20 protein-coding genes and 1 tRNA gene are annotated in these 16,142 nt (G+C 72.9%); 6 read left to right on the top strand and 15 right to left on the bottom strand.

All coding sequences use genetic code 11. The features are described 5' to 3' along the window. Positions 1–96: 96 nt before the first annotated feature. The 3 genes from AWH51_RS14480 to AWH51_RS14470 all read right to left on the bottom strand — a co-directional run bounded on the left by AWH51_RS14480 (position 97) and on the right by AWH51_RS14470 (position 2,323). On the bottom strand, positions 97–1,086 hold the full coding sequence (locus AWH51_RS14480) for an Fpg/Nei family DNA glycosylase (protein WP_063072757.1): 990 nt from the start codon (positions 1,084–1,086) through the stop codon (positions 97–99). Between the two features lie 6 nt (positions 1,087–1,092). Next, positions 1,093–1,581, bottom strand: a complete 489-nt coding sequence (locus AWH51_RS14475) for a ribose-5-phosphate isomerase (RefSeq protein ID WP_063072756.1) — start codon at positions 1,579–1,581, stop codon at positions 1,093–1,095. Positions 1,582–1,696: 115 nt separating this feature from the next. Continuing rightward, positions 1,697–2,323 (bottom strand): DsbA family protein, encoded by a 627-nt coding sequence (locus tag AWH51_RS14470; protein WP_063072755.1) that lies wholly within the window; start codon positions 2,321–2,323, stop codon positions 1,697–1,699. 154 nt (positions 2,324–2,477) lie between these two features. Here AWH51_RS14470 and pepN point away from each other — a divergent pair, with 154 nt between their 5' ends. The 3 genes from pepN (at position 2,478) to AWH51_RS14455 (ending at position 6,892) form a co-directional block, all read left to right on the top strand. Next, complete coding sequence (gene pepN / locus AWH51_RS14465) at positions 2,478–5,021, top strand: aminopeptidase N (protein ID WP_063072754.1); 2,544 nt, start codon at positions 2,478–2,480, stop codon at positions 5,019–5,021. 168 nt (positions 5,022–5,189) lie between these two features. Next, positions 5,190–6,497, top strand: coding sequence for a mechanosensitive ion channel family protein (locus AWH51_RS14460; RefSeq protein WP_063072753.1), 1,308 nt, complete (start codon positions 5,190–5,192; stop codon positions 6,495–6,497). Continuing rightward, positions 6,497–6,892 carry a globin gene (locus AWH51_RS14455; protein ID WP_063072752.1) on the top strand — a complete coding sequence of 132 codons (396 nt, stop codon included), beginning with the start codon at positions 6,497–6,499 and terminating at the stop codon, positions 6,890–6,892. Before AWH51_RS14460 ends, AWH51_RS14455 begins: the two co-directional genes overlap by 1 nt. A gap of 46 nt (positions 6,893–6,938) precedes the next feature. On the opposite strand, the gene AWH51_RS14450 is transcribed toward AWH51_RS14455, so the two are convergent. Continuing rightward, on the bottom strand, positions 6,939–7,634 hold the full coding sequence (locus tag AWH51_RS14450; protein WP_063072751.1) for a hypothetical protein: 696 nt from the start codon (positions 7,632–7,634) through the stop codon (positions 6,939–6,941). An 83-nt stretch (positions 7,635–7,717) separates the two neighbouring features. Between AWH51_RS14450 and AWH51_RS14445 the strand changes: the two genes are divergently transcribed. Then, complete coding sequence (locus tag AWH51_RS14445) at positions 7,718–8,632, top strand: acyl-CoA thioesterase (RefSeq protein WP_063072750.1); 915 nt, start codon at positions 7,718–7,720, stop codon at positions 8,630–8,632. A gap of 43 nt (positions 8,633–8,675) precedes the next feature. On the opposite strand, the gene AWH51_RS14440 is transcribed toward AWH51_RS14445, so the two are convergent. From AWH51_RS14440 to msrA, 7 genes are all read right to left on the bottom strand, one after another. After that, complete coding sequence (locus tag AWH51_RS14440) at positions 8,676–9,155, bottom strand: acyl-CoA thioesterase (RefSeq protein WP_063072749.1); 480 nt, start codon at positions 9,153–9,155, stop codon at positions 8,676–8,678. 4 nt (positions 9,156–9,159) lie between these two features. Beyond that, positions 9,160–10,842 (bottom strand): energy-dependent translational throttle protein EttA, encoded by a 1,683-nt coding sequence (ettA, locus tag AWH51_RS14435; RefSeq protein ID WP_063072748.1) that lies wholly within the window; start codon positions 10,840–10,842, stop codon positions 9,160–9,162. A 60-nt stretch (positions 10,843–10,902) separates the two neighbouring features. After that, entirely contained in the window at positions 10,903–11,385 is a 483-nt protein-coding gene (locus AWH51_RS14430; RefSeq protein WP_063072747.1) for a DUF6993 domain-containing protein, read from the bottom strand. Then, the gene (locus tag AWH51_RS14425) at positions 11,382–11,951 is read right to left on the bottom strand and encodes a MarR family winged helix-turn-helix transcriptional regulator (protein WP_063072746.1); all 570 of its coding nucleotides are present in this window, start codon (positions 11,949–11,951) and stop codon (positions 11,382–11,384) included. Before AWH51_RS14425 ends, AWH51_RS14430 begins: the two co-directional genes overlap by 4 nt. Continuing rightward, entirely contained in the window at positions 11,948–12,310 is a 363-nt protein-coding gene (locus tag AWH51_RS14420; RefSeq protein ID WP_063072745.1) for a hypothetical protein, read from the bottom strand. Before AWH51_RS14420 ends, AWH51_RS14425 begins: the two co-directional genes overlap by 4 nt. Before the next feature lie 126 nt (positions 12,311–12,436). Continuing rightward, positions 12,437–12,679: a hypothetical protein gene (locus AWH51_RS14415; protein WP_063072790.1), complete on the bottom strand. Its 243-nt coding sequence runs from the start codon at positions 12,677–12,679 to the stop codon at positions 12,437–12,439. Between the two features lie 105 nt (positions 12,680–12,784). Next, positions 12,785–13,312: a peptide-methionine (S)-S-oxide reductase MsrA gene (gene msrA / locus AWH51_RS14410; protein WP_043587182.1), complete on the bottom strand. Its 528-nt coding sequence runs from the start codon at positions 13,310–13,312 to the stop codon at positions 12,785–12,787. A 170-nt stretch (positions 13,313–13,482) separates the two neighbouring features. Here msrA and AWH51_RS14405 point away from each other — a divergent pair, with 170 nt between their 5' ends. After that, positions 13,483–13,719, top strand: a complete 237-nt coding sequence (locus AWH51_RS14405; RefSeq protein WP_063072744.1) for a hypothetical protein — start codon at positions 13,483–13,485, stop codon at positions 13,717–13,719. Between the two features lie 87 nt (positions 13,720–13,806). Next, positions 13,807–14,505 (top strand): hypothetical protein, encoded by a 699-nt coding sequence (locus tag AWH51_RS14400; protein WP_063072743.1) that lies wholly within the window; start codon positions 13,807–13,809, stop codon positions 14,503–14,505. A 73-nt stretch (positions 14,506–14,578) separates the two neighbouring features. Here AWH51_RS14400 and nadE read toward each other — a convergent pair whose 3' ends face one another. From nadE to AWH51_RS14380, 4 genes are all read right to left on the bottom strand, one after another. After that, complete coding sequence (gene nadE, locus AWH51_RS14395; RefSeq protein ID WP_063072742.1) at positions 14,579–15,400, bottom strand: ammonia-dependent NAD(+) synthetase; 822 nt, start codon at positions 15,398–15,400, stop codon at positions 14,579–14,581. A gap of 40 nt (positions 15,401–15,440) precedes the next feature. Continuing rightward, positions 15,441–15,516: transfer RNA gene (locus tag AWH51_RS14390), tRNA-Arg, on the bottom strand. Between the two features lie 14 nt (positions 15,517–15,530). Next, positions 15,531–15,830 (bottom strand): thioredoxin family protein, encoded by a 300-nt coding sequence (locus AWH51_RS14385; protein WP_063072741.1) that lies wholly within the window; start codon positions 15,828–15,830, stop codon positions 15,531–15,533. Between the two features lie 41 nt (positions 15,831–15,871). After that, on the bottom strand, positions 15,872–16,087 hold the full coding sequence (locus AWH51_RS14380) for an SCO4848 family membrane protein (RefSeq protein WP_063072740.1): 216 nt from the start codon (positions 16,085–16,087) through the stop codon (positions 15,872–15,874). Positions 16,088–16,142: the final 55 nt, after the last annotated feature.

Here is a 16,142-nt window from a genome sequence, read left to right as displayed (position 1 = left end):
CCGCACGGCATCAGCCGCCGACGGTCGAGGGGCCCGGATCCGCCGAGGATCCGGGCCCCTCCGTCGTCTCGGCGCCGGATCAGCCCCGGCCCGGCATCAGGCCTGGCAGTACGGGCACCAGTAGAGCTTCCGTCCGGCGGCCTCCTCCATCACGATGTTCGTGCCGCACACCCGGCACGGCAGCCCCTCGCGGTGGTAGACCCAGTGGCGGTCGGCGCGGTTGCGCAGCGCCGCCTCGAGCTTCCTGCCGCGCAGGCCGTCCATGGTCATCATCTGGCCGACCTCGACGCCCTTGCGGAGGAGCTTCGACCAGTCCTTCCAGAGCCCGCGGACCACGTCCTCGGGCACGTCGCGCCCCGGGGTGTGCGGGTTCTGCCGCGCGCGGAAGAGCAGCTCCGCGCGGTAGACGTTGCCGATCCCGCTGACGACCGACTGGTCCATGAGCAGCAGCCCGATGGCGGTGGGCTTCTTCCGCACGGTGGCCGTGAAGCGGTCCTCGGAGCGCTTGCCGCCGTCGACGAGGGGATCGGGCCCGAGCTTGTCGATGGCCTCCCGCACCTCCCCGGGGTCGGCGACGACGCACGCGGTGGGCCCGCGGAGGTCCGCGACCGCGCGCTCGGTGAGGAGCCGCACGCGCACCTGGCCCACGGGCTCGGGCGGCCACGCATCGGCCGAGAACGGGTCGTGCACCTTCTCCTGCTCCGCCATCCGGAGCCGCGCCCGGCGGGGCGCGCCGATGCTCGCGAGCGAGTCCTCGGCATCCGCGTCGACCGGCGCGTCGTCGACGCGATCGTCCACAGGCACGTCGCCCCGCATGCCGTTCTGGCCCATGCGGTTGAGCGTCGACACGTCGCCCGCGAAGTCCCACGCGCCGTAGAGGCCGAGGTGCACGCGCAGCCAGACGTCGCCGTCGAACTCGAGGAACATCTGCTTGCCGACGGCCTTCGCGGCGAGGAGCCGGCGGCCGTCGAGCACGGCGGCGCCCTCGGCGAAGCGGCCCTGGGGCGAGGACGCCTGCACCACGTCGCCCACGAAGTGCGCCTCGAACTGCTTCGCGATCCGGTGGATCGAATGCCCCTCGGGCACGGCGGCCTAGTCGGTGACGGGGTGACCGGCGATGGCCCCCGTCGTCTCGTACTCGGCGAGCTGCGCGATGCGGCGCGCGTGCCGCTCCTCCTCGGAGAACGGCTCGGCGATGAACGCGTCGATGAACGACACGGCCTCGTCGACGGTGTGCTGACGCGCGCCGATCGAGATCACGTTGGCGTCGTTGTGCTGGCGGGCGAGCACCGCGGTCGAGAGGTTCCAGACGAGCGCCGCGCGCACGCCCTCGACCTTGTTGGCGGCGATCTGCTCGCCGTTGCCGGATCCGCCGAAGACCACGCCGAGCGCGGTCGTGCCGCGGCGCTGGTCGGCGACGACCGCGCGGGCGGCACGGATGCAGAACGACGGGTAGTCGTCGAGCGCGTCGTACGCCGTCGGGCCGTGGTCGACGACCTCGTGCCCGGCGCCCGTCAGGTGCTCGGCGAGGTGCCTCGAGAAGTCGAGGCCCGCGTGGTCGGTCGCGATGTGGATGCGCATCGGGTGCACTCCTCCTGCCGCGCGTCGCGGCGTCGTGCCCGCACGGCGGGCGTACCGCGCGCGAGGCGGCCGGCACCCGCGGGCGCCGGCCGCCGCACGCGCGACGGGAACGGGGTCAGTCGAAGATCGGGCCGACGGTGCGCGAGCGCTTGATCTCGAAGAAGCCGGGGTACCCGGCCACCGCGACGACGCCGTCCCACAGCTTGACGGCCTCCTCGCCCTTCGGCGCGGGCGAGATGACGGGGCCGAAGAAGGCCACGCCGTCGACCGCGATGACGGGCGTGCCGACGTCCTGGCCGACGCGCTCGATGCCGTCGAAGTGGCTCGCGCGCATCGGCTCGTCGTACCGGTCGGTGCGGCTGGTCTCGGCGAGCCCCGCCGGGAGGCCGAGCTCCGCGAGGACCTCGGGGATGACGACGTCGGCGTCCTTCTGGTCGCGGAGGTGGATCCGCGTGCCCAGCGCGTCGTACAGCGGCTTGACGTGCTCGGCGCCGTGCTCGGCCTCGACGGCGGCGACGAGGCGCGTGAAGCGGAGCGCGCGCGGGAGGAACTCCGCGAACTTCGGGTCGTCGGCCTTGTCCTCGTTGAGGACGGCGAGGCTCATGACGCGCCAGGTGATGTCGAGGTCGCGGTGGCGGGCGACCTCGTCGACCCAGCGGGAGGTCATCCACGCCCACGGGCAGGAGGGGTCGAACCAGAACTCGACGGCGGTCGTGCGGGGGCTGCTCTGTACGTCGGACATGCCGCCAGCCTAGGTCAGCCGACGGAATAGGATCGGCGCTGAAGCGGCGCCGCTCCCGCCCCGGCATCCCCGGTCCCCGACCGCCCGATGGCCCGTCACGCGAGGCGCGGTCCGCATGCACGGCCCACCCACCTCACGGACGAGCAGGAGCACCATGCCAGGAGAGAACCTCACCCGCGTCGAGGCCGAGGAGCGCGCGGCGCTCCTCGACGTGACGGAGTACGACGTGACGCTCGACCTCACCCGGGGAGCGGAGGTGTTCGGATCCACCACGACCGTGCGCTTCACGGCCACGGCGGGCGCGTCCACGTTCATCGACGCGATCACGCGCACGGTGCACGCCGTGACCCTGAACGGCCGCGAGCTCGACCCGGCCGACGTCAACGACGGCGTGCGCATCCGACTCGACGACCTCGCGCAGGAGAACGAGCTGACGGTCGTCGCCGACGCCATGTACACGAACACGGGCGAGGGCCTGCACCGCTTCGTGGATCCCGTCGACGACGAGGTCTACCTCTACTCGCAGTTCGAGGTGCCGGACTCCCGCCGCATGTTCGCGGTGTTCGAGCAGCCCGACCTGAAGGCCGTCTTCCGCTTCACGGTCACGGCGCCGTCGCACTGGGAGGTCGTGTCCAACTCCCCCACGCCCGAGCCCACGGCCGCCGCCGACGGCGCGTCCACCTGGACCTTCGAGCCCACGCTCCGCATGTCGAGCTACATCACCGCGCTCATCGCGGGCCCCTACGGCGTCGTCCGCAGCGAGCTGACCTCGAGCGACGGCCGCACGATCCCGCTCGGCGTCTTCGCGCGCAAGTCGCTCATGGAGCACCTCGACGCCGACTACGTCTTCGAGAAGACCCGCGAGGGCTTCGCGTTCTACGAGGAGCGCTTCGCGTACCCCTACCCGTTCCCCAAGTACGACCAGCTCTTCGTCCCCGAGTTCAACGCGGGAGCGATGGAGAACGCGGGCGCCGTCACGTTCGTGGAGAGCTACGTCTTCCGCTCCAAGGTCACGGACGCCGTGAAGGAGCGCCGGGTCACGACGATCCTGCACGAGCTCGCGCACATGTGGTTCGGCGACCTCGTCACCATGAAGTGGTGGGACGACCTGTGGCTCAACGAGTCGTTCGCGACCTACATCTCGACCCTGGCGACCGCCGAGGCCACCGAGTGGACGGGCGCCTGGACCACGTTCAACGCCGGCGAGAAGTCCTGGGCCTACAACCAGGACCAGCTGCCGAGCACGCACCCCGTCTACGCGACCATCAACGACCTGGAGGACGTGCAGGTCAACTTCGACGGCATCACGTATGCCAAGGGCGCCTCGGTCCTCCGCCAGCTCGTGGCCTACGTCGGCCAGGACGAGTTCCTCGCGGGCGTCGCCGCCTACTTCCAGCGCCACGCCTTCGGCAACTCGACGCTCCGCGACTTCACCTCGGAGCTCGAGGGCACGAGCGGCCGCGACCTCGAGCGCTGGACCGACCTGTGGCTGAAGACCTCGGGCGTGAACACGCTGCGTCCCGAGATCGAGACCGACGAGGACGGCGTCATCACGTCGTTCGCCGTGCTGCAGGAGGCGGCGGCGGACTACCCGACGCTCCGCCCGCACCGCCTCGCGATCGGCTTCTACGAGCTGCGCGACGCGCACCTGGTGCGCACCGAGCGCTTCGAGCTCGACGTGGACGGCGACCGCACCGAGGTCGCCGAGCTCGTCGGCCGCCAGCGCCCGGCGCTCGTGCTGCTCAACGACGACGACCTCACGTACGCGAAGATCCGGCTGGATCCCGCGTCGCTCGAGGTCGCGATGCGCCACCTCGCCGCGTTCGAGGACTCGCTCGCCCGCTCGCTCGTCTTCGCCTCCGTGTGGGACGCGACGCGCGACGGCGAGATCCGGGCCCGCGACTACGCGCGCCTCGTGCTCGACAACGTCGCCACCGAGGACGAGTCCACGGCCCTCCGCTACGCGCTCGCGCAGCTCACGGTCGCGGCGTCCACGTACTCGGCGCCCGACCACCGGGACGAGCTGCTCGCGACGGTCGCGACCGAGCTGTGGGCGCTCACCGCGCAGGCGGCGCCCGGATCCGACAACCAGTTCCAGTTCCTGCGCACCTTCGCGCAGGTCGCGGCCGAGCCCGCGCAGCTGGACCACGTGCAGGCGCTCCTCGACGGCACCGAGACGCTCGAGGGCGTCGAGATCGACGCCGACCTCCGCTGGGAGCTGCTGACCGCGCTCGTCGCGGGCGGGCGCGCCGGCACCGCCGAGATCGACGCCGCGCTCGCGGCCGACCGCACGGCGACGGGCGCGCAGTCCGCCGCCCAGGCCCGCGCGGCGCTGCCCACGGCGGAGGGCAAGCAGGCGGCGTGGGCATCCGTGTGGGAGGCCGACACCGAGCCGAACACCATCGTGCGCACCACGGGCCTCGGCTTCCGCCGCGCAGCCGACACGGAGCTCCTGCGTCCGTTCGTCGCCGCCTACTTCGACGCGCTGCAGGGCGTGTGGGAGTCGCGGAGCTACGCCATCGCGGCGGCGCTCATCGGCGGCTTCTACCCGTCGCCGCTCGCGGACGCCGAACTGCGCGACGCGACCGTCGCCTGGCTCGACGCGAACCCCGAGCCGCCGGCGCTCCGCCGCCTCGTCAGCGAGCTGCTGTCGGGCGTCGAGCGGGCGCTGCGGGCGCAGGCGAAGGACGCCGAGTAGCGGCACCTGCACGACGGGAGGGGGCGGTCGCGCAGGAGGCCGCCCCCTCCCGCGTCCCGCCCGATCGCCCTCCGCGACCCGTGCGCACCCAGGACCGGCCCGGCACCCCGCCGGTACACTCGGGCGGATGACCACCCCTCTCCTCCTCCCCCTCGGAAGCGCGTCGCGATGGACCTGAGCATGGTGTGCTGCGGCGACGGCTCGTTCTTCTCCACCTGGGGCGTGCTGATCCAGGTCGTCTCGATCGTCATCGGCGCTTTCATCGCCCGGTGGATCCTCCTCGTCGTGATCCGCAACACGGTCGACCAGATCGTGTCCGGCGTCAAGAAGCGCCAGAACGTCGACGACACGCAGTCGATCCAGGCGTCACCCCTCACCGCCGTCCGCGTCGTGCAGCGCACGCGCACGCTCGGCAGCGTCCTCAGCAACATCACCACGGTCGTGATCGTCGTGATCGCGATGTCGCTCGCCGTCACCGCAGTCAACCCCGACATCCTCAGCTCCCTCGCCCTCCTCACCGCCGCCCTCGGCGCGGGCCTCGGCTTCGGCGCGCAGAACATCGTCAAGGACATCCTCAACGGCCTGTTCATGGTGGTCGAGGACCAGCTCGGCGTCGGCGACGTGGTCGACGTGGGGCCGGCCACGGGCGTCGTCGAGACGGTCGGCATCCGCATCACCACGCTCCGCGACGTCAACGGCACGCTCTGGTTCGTGCGCAACGGCGAGATCCTCCGCGTCGGCAACATGTCGCAGGGCTGGGCCCGCGTCGTCATCGACCTCGCCGTCCCGTACGACACGGACGTGCAGGCCGTGCAGGAGCGCATGCTCGCCACCGCCACCGAGCTCGCGACCACGCCCAAGTGGCGCTCGCGCATCGTCGAGAAGCCGGAGCTCTGGGGCATCGAGTCGATCGCGGAGTCGGCCGTGGTCATCCGCATCGTCGTGAAGACCCGGAGCAACGCCCGCGACGACGTCTCCCGGGAGCTCCGCGGTCGCCTCAAGGCCGCGCTCGACCGGATGGACGTCACCCTGCCGTCGCTGTCCGCCGTCGTCCTCACGGGCTTCGACAGCGCCGCCAGCGTGGGCGGCGCGCACCCGCCGCGCACCGTCCCGACCCCCGTGCAGCAGCCCGAGGCGCCGGCGCCCAAGAAGCGCGCCGCGCGCAAGGCAGCCCAGCGACCGCCGGCCGCGCGGATCTCCGCACCGGAGGGCCCCGCGTCCCCGGTCGTCCGCGGCGCCGCCGGCCCCCCGCAGGATCCGCGCGCCACGCGCGTGATCCCGACGCAGGATCCCGCGCCCGCCGCGCGCCCCGTCGGCGAGGATGAGGTCACGGCCACCTGGACGGTGCTGCCCGAGGATCCGGAGCCCGCCGCCGACCCGTCGGCCGACGATGCGTCCGCCGACGCCGCTCCCCCGAGGCCGCCGCGCTCCCCTCGCGCCCCGCGGAAGCCCGCGACGCCGCCCGAGGGATCCTGATGGCCGACCTGCTCGGGAGCTCCTTCTACGGCGACGTCGGCGGCCGCCCCACCTTCGAGAGGCTCGTCCGCGAGTTCTACCGCGGCGTCGCCGACGATCCGGTGCTGGTCGCCATGTACCCGGAGGAGGACCTCGAGGGCGCCATCCAGCGCCTCACCGGGTTCCTCGAGCAGTACTGGGGCGGGCCGACGACCTACAGCGAGGAGCGCGGCCACCCGCGGCTCCGGATGCGGCACATGCCGTTCCGCGTGAACCCGGACGCCCGCGACCGGTGGCTCGCGCACATGCGGGTCGCGGTCGACTCCCTCGACCTGCCGCCGATGCACGAGGCGCAGCTCTGGGACTACCTCGAGCGCGCCGCCCACGCGATGGTCAACACCTTCGACGAGTCCTGAACCACCAGCGCCGCCCCCGTCCCGGAGGACGGGGGGCGGCGATCGCCTAGAGGCGGCGGATCAGCACGTGCCCGCGGGACGTCGTGAGTCGCATCCACGGCCCCGCGCGGAACACGGCCACCGGCGGCTCGTCGTCGTCCGCCTCCGCGTCCGGGGCGGGATCCGGCCCGAGGAACCCCAGGCTGTAGGCCGCGAACGCCCCGCCCGCGACCACGTCCGGCGCGCCGTCCACGGGGCGTCCCCAGACCTCTCCGCGCACGCGGGAGACGATCTGCTCGCCGATGCCGGAGGGCACGGCGGCCGCGACCTCGTCGATTCCGGCCCGTGCGGCCGCGCGCAGGGCGGCGGCGGCCACGTCGTCGACCCGCTCCCATCCGGCCCGCGGCGGGGAGATGCCCGCCCACGCGGCCGTCGCGGTGTCCGGCGGCACGAGCACGCCGACGGGCTCGCCGGGAGATCCGGTGGCGGGCCCCTCGAGCCGCGCGAGCCGGTCGAGCAGCGCGCGGATCGGCACGACGCTGTCGACGGGCGCCCGCGTGTCCGCGGCGAAGGTCCGCAGGCCGAGGACGGTGGGCGCCCGGTCGAGGAGGCCCGCCGGCTGCAGCACCGAGGTGTACACGGCGAGCACGCCCCCGGATCCGATGAGCCGCACGGCTCCGTCGTCGACGCGGGCCGAGCGCCCGAGGAAGGTCTGCAGGTCGCCGAGGGCGAGGGCGTCCCGGAGGGCGAAGGAGGGCGTCATGGCCTGTCTAAGCTACTGGATGCGCCCGGGCGACCCGCCCGGCAGCCCGGCCGCCCGAGGTCGGCCCGTACGCCGGAGGACCCATGACCGACCACGCATCCGACACCCCCGACGACACCGCGGGCGGCCCGCTCGCCGGGCTCCTCACCGCGCTCGACCTCACGGACACCGGCGCCCGCACGAGCGAGGACATCTCCACCGGCCCGTCGCAGTGGATGCCCATGGGCCGCGTCTTCGGCGGCCAGGTGCTCGCGCAGTCGCTCGTCGCGGCGATGCGCACGACCGAGGCCGACCGCCGCGTGCACAGCATGCACGGCTACTTCCTCCGCCCCGGCGACGTCACGAAGCCCATCACGTTCTCGGTGGACCGCATCCACGACGGGCGCTCCTTCTCCACGCGGCGCACGCAGGCCTACCAGGACGGCCGCCCGATCCTGTCGATGATCGCGTCGTTCCAGGACGGCGACGAGGGCCTCGAGCACCAGGCGCCCATGCCGGAGGGCATCCCCGAGCCGGAGTCCCTGCCGAGCGCGCACGACGTGCTGTCGCGCATCGAGCACCCCGTCGCGAAGCACTGGGCCAACGACCGTCCGTTCGACATGCGCCACGTCGAGCAGCCCGTGTACTTCGGCGCGGCCGAGGAGCGCGTCGCCCACCAGGCCGTCTGGATCCGCGCGATCGGCCGCCTGCCCGACGACCCGGCCGTGCACCTCGCGTCCCTCGCCTACGCGAGCGACTACTCGATCCTCGAGTCGATCTACCGGCGCCACGGCCTCAGCTGGGCCACCCCCGGCATCAAGACCGCGAGCCTCGACCACGCCATGTGGTTCCACCGCTTCGGCCGCGCCGACGAGTGGATGCTCTACGTGCAGGAGTCCACGAGCGCGCAGGGCGGGCGCGGCCTCTCGCTCGGCCGCATCTACTCGCGCGACGGCGTGCTGCTGGCGAGCGTCGCGCAGGAGGGCATGGTGCGCGTCCCCGCCGACGCGCGCGGCTGACCCCGGCCCGGCACGGCGGCCGGCGCCCCGTGCGCCGCGCCGCTCACCCCCGTCGACTGAACGCCACGGGCTCCTCGAGGTACGCGCTCCACCCGGCTCGCTCGGCGTCGGTGATGCGGCGCGGACGGCCGGTGGCGGCGTCCACCAGCACGATGGTGGTCGAGGCGCGCGCGTACAGCGCCGCCGGCTCGACGCCCGCGGGCGTCCGCACCTCGTAGCAGGCCTCGAGGCTGGAGCCGCCGAGGCGCCCCAGCCACACCTGCACGTCGAGCGGCCTCCGCCCGTACGAGATGGGCAGCAGGTACTCGACCTCCTGCCGGGCGATCATCGTCATGGTGCTCGCACCCGCGGACGCGTGGATGAGCGCCATCCCCGGATCCACGCCCTCGCCGTCGTCGTCGCCCCGCCAGAAGGCGCGGACGCGCGCCTCCTCCAGCAGCCGGAGCACCTCCACGTTGTTCACGTGGTCGTAGGCGTCGAGGTCGGCCCACCGGAGGTGGACGGGGACGTGGACCCGGGTCACGGGATCAGTCGCGCGTCAGCTTGCGGTACGCCGAGCGGTGGGGCTTCGCGGCGTCCGCGCCGAGGCGCTCGATCTTGTTCTGCTCGTACGACTCGAAGTTGCCCTCGAACCAGTACCAGTTCGCCGGGTCATCCTCCGTGCCCTCGTACGACAGGATGTGCGTCGCGATCCGGTCGAGGAACCACCGGTCGTGGGTGATGACCACGGCGCAGCCGGGGAACTCGAGGAGCGCGTTCTCGAGGCTGCCGAGCGTCTCGACGTCCAGGTCGTTGGTGGGCTCGTCGAGCAGCAGGAGGTTGCCGCCCTGCTTGAGCGTGAGCGCGAGGTTCAGGCGGTTGCGCTCGCCACCGGAGAGGATGCCGGCCTTCTTCTGCTGGTCCGGCCCCTTGAACCCGAAGGTGGAGACGTAGGCGCGCGCCGGCACCTCCTGCTTGCCGACCTGGATGTAGTCCTGCCCGTCCGAGACGACCTCGAAGAGCGACTTCTCGGGGTCGATGCCGCCGCGGCTCTGGTCGACGTAGGAGATGTCGACCGTGTCGCCGACCTTGAGCTCACCGGAGTCGAGTGGCTCGAATCCCACGATCGTCTTGAACAGCGTGGTCTTGCCGACGCCGTTCGGGCCGATGACGCCGACGATGCCGTTGCGCGGCAGCGTGAACGAGAGGTCGTCGATGAGGACGCGCTCCCCGAACTGCTTGTGCAGCTTGTTCGCGTCGATGACCTGCGAGCCGAGGCGCGGGCCGACGGGGATCTGGATCTCCTCGAAGTCCAGCTTCCTCGTGCGCTCCGCCTCCGTCACCATCTCCTCGTAGCGGGCGAGGCGCGCCTTGGACTTCGCCTGGCGGCCCTTCGCGTTGCTGCGGACCCAGTCGAGCTCCTCGGCGAGGCGCTTGGAGAGCTTCGCGTCCTTCTTGCCCTGGACGCTGAGGCGCTCCTGCTTCTTCTCGAGGTACGTCGAGTAGTTGCCCTCGTAGGGGTAGAGGCGGCCGCGGTCGACCTCGGCGATCCACTCGGCCACGTGGTCGAGGAAGTACCGGTCGTGGGTCACGGCGAGGACGGCGCCCGGGTACTTGGAGAGGTGCTGCTCGAGCCAGAGCACGCTCTCGGCGTCGAGGTGGTTGGTGGGCTCGTCGAGGAGCAGGAGGTCGGGCTTCTGGAGCAGCAGCTTGCAGAGCGCCACGCGGCGCTTCTCGCCACCGGAGAGGTTCGCGACAGAGGCATCGCCCGGCGGGGTGCGGAGCGCGTCCATCGCCTGCTCGAGCTGCGAGTCGAGCTCCCAGCCGTCGGCGGCGTCGATGGCCTCCTGCAGCGTGCCCATCTCGGCGAGGAGCGTGTCGAAGTCGGCGTCGGGCTCGGCCATGGCCGCGGCGATCTCGTTGTAGCGGTCGACCTGCGCCTTGAGCGGGCCGACGCCCTCCTGGACGTTCTCGAGGACGGTCTTCGACTCGTCGAGCTCGGGCTCCTGCATGAGGATGCCGACCGAGTAGCCGGGCGACAGCTTGGCCTCGCCGTTGCTCGGGGTGTCGAGGCCCGCCATGATCTTGAGGATCGTGGACTTGCCCGCGCCGTTCGGTCCGACGACGCCGATCTTGGCACCCGGGATGAACGACATCGTGACGTCGTCGAGGATCAGCTTGTCGCCGACCGACTTCCGGGCGCGGACCATCGAGTAGATGTATTCAGCCATGGGGCGAGTCTATTCAGTGCCGCGGGCGGCCGGACGCCGCCGCCGCGTGCCGACCGTCGGTCACCAGTCGATCGCGCGGGTCTGCCCCACGAGGCAGCGGCCGGAGGACAGGGCGGGCTCGACGTGCGCGGAGAAGCCGTCCTGCGCGCGCTGGCCGATGAGGCAGCCGTCGCCCATCCGCACGGCCACGAGGATCGAGTCGACGGAGTTGCCCAGCGGCGTGGCGTCCGCCGTGACCTCCATCTTGTCCTTCGGGAACCCGACACCGACGAGCGCGTCGACCATGGCGCGGCCCTTGGCGTTCGGATCCGCGGAGACGACCGCGCCCGCCGTGGCCTCGAACACGGGCAGGTTGGCGTCGGCCGTCCCCGCCAGGTCGACGGTCGCCGCGGTGGGGGCGGCGGACGCCGCGTCGTCGGGCGTCGCGGGCGGGGCGGACGCCGGCACCGTCGGCTGCGTCGGAGTCGGCGTCTGCGTGCAGCCGCCCAGGACGAGCGCGGCGAGGAGCGCGGGAGCGGCCACGGCGGCGAAGCGGCCCCTCATGCGGCGGGCTCGTCCGCGCGGGCGGTGGCACCCGAGTCGCGTGCGCCGGGGGCCGGCGGGATGGCCAGGTCGTCGCCGCCGGCGCTCCCCCGGTCGTCGAAGGGGGAGGAAGCGGTCATGCTCGTGAGGATATCGCGGGCGATCGCCTCGAGCTGCGCGGTCTGCTCGGCGCTCAGCGGATCGAACACCGTGCGGAGCACCTCCTCGGCGTGCCCGGGAGCGGCGGACGCCAGCGTGCTGCGCCCCTCGTCCGTGAGCTCGGCGAGGAGGCTCCGGCCATCGCGCGGCGAGGGGACGCGGCGCACCCAGCCGAGCTGCTCGAGGCGCGTCACGGCATGCGAGGTGCGGCTCGCCGAGGCCTGCAGGGCGCGCGCGAGGACGCTCATCGGCAGCGCGTTGCCCTCGACCTCGGACAGCCGCACGAGGATCATGAAGTAGGCGTGGGGCATCGCGGCATCCCGGACCAGCTGCCGTTCGATGCGCTCGCTGACGTGGTTCAGCGCGACGATGACGGTCCGCCAGGCGCGCTGCTGATCCGGCTCGAGCCACCGGGGGGATCCGCTCATGATGCGATCCTAGGCCGCCGCGGCCGGGGCGCCATCGGGTGCGTCCCGACCCGCCTCCGCACGGCGAGGAGCGTCGCCTCCATCTCGACGGCATCGTCGCCCGGGCGTCCCCCGCGGCGGGCGCGCAGGACCCCGCGCACGACGACCTCGTCGCCCGCGTGGAGCGACCGGACGGCATCCGCCGCCCCCGCGCCCGCGCACGTGACGATCACGCCGCCCACGTCGAGGGCGGCGAGCTCCCAGCCCTCCGCCGTGCGGATGCCGCGGGCGGCATCGCCGAGCCGCCCGCGCAACAGGGCATGCAGCCGCCCACCGCCGTCGCCGATCGTCGTCCCGTCCGCCGTGCCCGTCCCGCGCATGCCGCCTCCCCCGGCGGCACCGTGCCGCGGTCGCATCGTGCACGACCCCGGGCATGCCGACGGGATCGGGTCCCGGGGACGGCGGATGCGGACGTCCCCGCCCGCTGGGGAGGAGCCGCGGGCGGCTCAGTGCGCGGAGAACTCCACGTCGCCGCCCTGCCCCGCCCGGAGCGCCGACTTCGCGATCTCCAGCGACGGGTACGTGCCGGCGACGACGCCGCGGTGCAGCGGGCGCACCTCGTACCCGTCGTCGTGCGAGTGGATGGAGGCGAGCGCACCCGTGGCTCCGAAGGCCACCCAGGTCTTGCCCGCGGTGCGCGGCAGGCCGGTCGTGCTCGTGTTCGTGCTCGTGCTCGTGTTCGTAGTCATCGACATCGTCGTCGCCTCTCCTCGCCGGGCTCCGTCGCCCGGACGTGCCGATGGTACGCCCACGCCCCGCGGCCGTACAGGCCGCGGGGCGTCGGGGAGGGTGGGTCAGGCCGCGCGCACGTACTGCGCGAACGACTTGCGCACCTTGTTGACCTTGGGCACGGCGACCGCGTTGCAGTAGCCCTGGCCCGGGTTCTTCGCGAAGAAGTCCTGGTGGTAGTCCTCCGCGTCATACCAGGTGCCGACAGGCTCGATCGTGGTGACGGCGGTGCCGTCCCACAGCTCGCCGGCGCGGGAGATGGCGTCGCGGAACAGCTGCTCCTGCTCGGCGTCCGCGGGGAACATGGCCGAGCGGTACTGGGTGCCGACGTCGGCGCCCTGGCGGTTGAGCTGGCGCGGGTCGTGCAGCGTGAAGAACACGTCGAGGATGACGTCGGCGGGGATGACCTCCTCGTCGAAGACCACCTTCACCGCCTCGGCGTGCCCGGTCGCGCCCGTGCACACGGCGTCGTAGGAGGGGTGGGCGGTGTGTCCGCCGATGTAGCCGGAGATGACGTCCTGGACGCCGTCGAGCGTGCGGTAGACCGCATCGAGGCACCAGAAGCAGCCGCCGGCGAGGATGAATGTCTGCATGAGAGATGAACCTACTTCCCGTCGCCGCGCGCGAGGTCCGCACGGGTCGACATGGGAGGGAACCGTCATCGGACGCCGCCCATTCCTGCCGGTCGCGATGTCGGTGGTCCCCCGTAGCTTCGGGGACATCGAGACACCGCCGGGCCGGCGGCACGCGGACGGAGGACACCATGCCCAGCATCACCTACACCCCCCTGGCGCGCTCGGCGGCCCAGGTGCGCGAGCTGCACGACGGGCTGCTGCGCGTCACCCGGCCGGACGGCGCCGTGCTCGGCTACGTCGAGCGCATGCACGAGCCGCAGGGCGAGCGCTTCCGCGCCAAGCGCCTCCGACGGGACGCGCAGGGGTTCGTCCCCCTCGGCGACTTCTGGGCTCTGCAGGACGCGGTCGACTGCCTCCGGTTCTGAGTCGCGTCGCGGACGGCGCCCCGCGACGCGGCGACGCGCCCGCCCCGCCTCCCCGGTCGCAGCCGGAGCCCGGGGTACGGTCACCGCATGCAGTGGTGGAATGATCTCCTCGATGCCCTCGCGTCCGAGCGGGGCACTCAGCTCCTCTCCGGCGTCGTCGTCCCCTTCGTGGCCATCGTGGTGGCCGGCGTCCTCGCCGCGGTCATCGCGCGCGGGGCCACGCAGCGGATCCTCACGCGCCACGACCGCGAGGTGAAGGCGGCCGCCATCGGCGCGCTCGTCGACGCGGCGCGCCAGGCCTCCGTCTGGGACGGCCTCACCCCGCAGGAGCGCGTGCTCGCCGATCGCGCCGCCGGCGAGGCCGACATCCGCATCCGCCTCATGCCGGTCAAGGGCGCCGCGACGGCGGCCACGTGGGCGGCGCACGAGATCACCGAGTTCAAGCGCGGCAGCGGCAGCTTCGGGTTCCAGTTCGACACGCAGCTCGCCGAGTTCCGCGACCGCATCGTCGAGTGGCAGCACCACCCGGGTCGGGCCCGCAAGATCTTCCAGGGCGACATCGCGCGCTGGCAGTTCGAGGACGACTCCCCCGCCACGAAGGCGCCCGCCGCCCGCGCGCCGGAGGCCGCCCCGGCCGCCGCCCCCGTTCCGGAACCGTGGCGCCCCGGAGTCGACGACCGGACCGTCGCGGAGCGTCGCGTCGAGTCCCCGGACGAGCAGTACAGCCCTCCGGTGCCGTCGTCGGCCGCCGCCAACTCCCGCGCCGCGGAGGCCGAGCGCCGCTGACCCGGCCCCGCGCGACGACGCCCCGCATCCCCTCGAGGTGCGGGGCGTCGTCATGTCCGGGATGGCGCGGCGATCACCTCCACCAGTCGTCGAACATGGTCGAAGGGACGCGGCGCTTGTGCTCCGTGCTCACGTACCGCGCCTCGATCGCGTCGGCGACCTCGACGTCGACATCGCGGCCCTCGAGGAAGTCGTCGATGTCGGCGTAGGTGAGGCCCAGGTTCGCCTCGTCCGTCTGCCCGGGCGTGTCGTCGAGGAGATCCGCGGTGGGGGCCTTCAGATAGAGCCGCTCGGGCGCGCCCAGGTGCTCGAGCAGGGCGCGGCCCTGGCGCTTGGTCAGGCCGGTGAGGGGCAGGACGTCGGCACCGCCGTCGCCGTACTTGGTGAAGAAGCCCGTGACCGCCTCGGCCGCGTGGTCCGTGCCGACGACGAGGAGGCGCGCCTGCCCGGCGAGGGCGTACTGGGCGACCATGCGCGAGCGCGCCTTGACGTTGCCCTTGGTGAAGTCGAGCATCCGGTGGCCCGCCGCGTCGGCGTACTCCGCCTCGAAGCCGTCCACCGCGCGCTTGATGTCGAAGACGACGCTCGCCTTCGGCTGGATGAACCGCAGCGCGAGCTGCGCGTCCTCCTCGTCGGCCTGGACGCCGTAGGGCAGCCGCACGGCGACGAAGTCGGCGCGCACGCCCTCGGCCGCCAGCTCCTCGACGGCCAGCTGGGCGAGCCGACCCGCGAGGGAGGAGTCCTGGCCGCCGCTGACGCCGAGGACGAAGCCCTCCGCGCCGGTCGACCGCAGGTAGGCCTTGAGGAAGTCGACGCGCTTCCGGACCTCGTCGGCGGGATCGATGGTGGGACGCACCTCGAGGGCGTCGATGATCTGTGACTGGATGTCGCGCATGCGCCCAAATCTACGGTGATCCGGCGGGCCGCGACAGCGCTGGTCCCCCCGGCGCGACTCGAACGCGCAACCGTCGGATTAGAAGGCCGATGCTCTATCCATTGAGCTACAGGGGGTCGTGACGAGGGTACTACGCGGGTCCCGCCGCTCCGGGGCCGCTGCCCGGCGTCGAGGCGGCTCCGTCGTCCAGCGCCCGCGCCACCGCCTGCAGCACCTGCGGCGCGGTCGGCACGCCCTCGGCGCGCAGGACCTGCCGGGCGCCGGCGAAGACGAGGATGGTCGGGGTCGAGCGGATCCGCTCCTCCTCCGCGCGGTCGGGGTGCGCCGCGACGTCGAGCTCCTCGACCGGGAGCCAGGGCAGCAGCCGATGCACCTCGGTGAGGACGCGGCGGGTGGCCTGGCACGGCACGCAGAACAGCGAGGAGTACATCACGACGCGGACGACGGACGCGCCCGTGTCCTCGGCGGAGGTCAGGACAGGAACGCGACGACGGCGGCCGCGATCGAGAGGGCCGCGAGGAGGAGCGACACCGACACCAGCACGAGGTGCACCGTGTAGAAGGGCGTGCGCGACCCGTCGGCGGCGCGAGCGCGCGGGTCCTTGGCGACGCGCTTCAGGAACTGCGGCCAGACGACGACGTTCCAGATGCCGTTGACGAGGAGGAGGACGGCGAGGAGGGTGATCACTCCCCCATGGTAGGCGGCGACGATGGTCCGTCCGGGGCCGCCGATAGGATCGGGG

Source organism: Clavibacter tessellarius, assembly GCF_001618005.1.
GTDB lineage: Bacteria > Actinomycetota > Actinomycetes > Actinomycetales > Microbacteriaceae > Clavibacter > Clavibacter tessellarius_A.
This window is presented reverse-complemented; position numbering and strand designations above follow the sequence as displayed.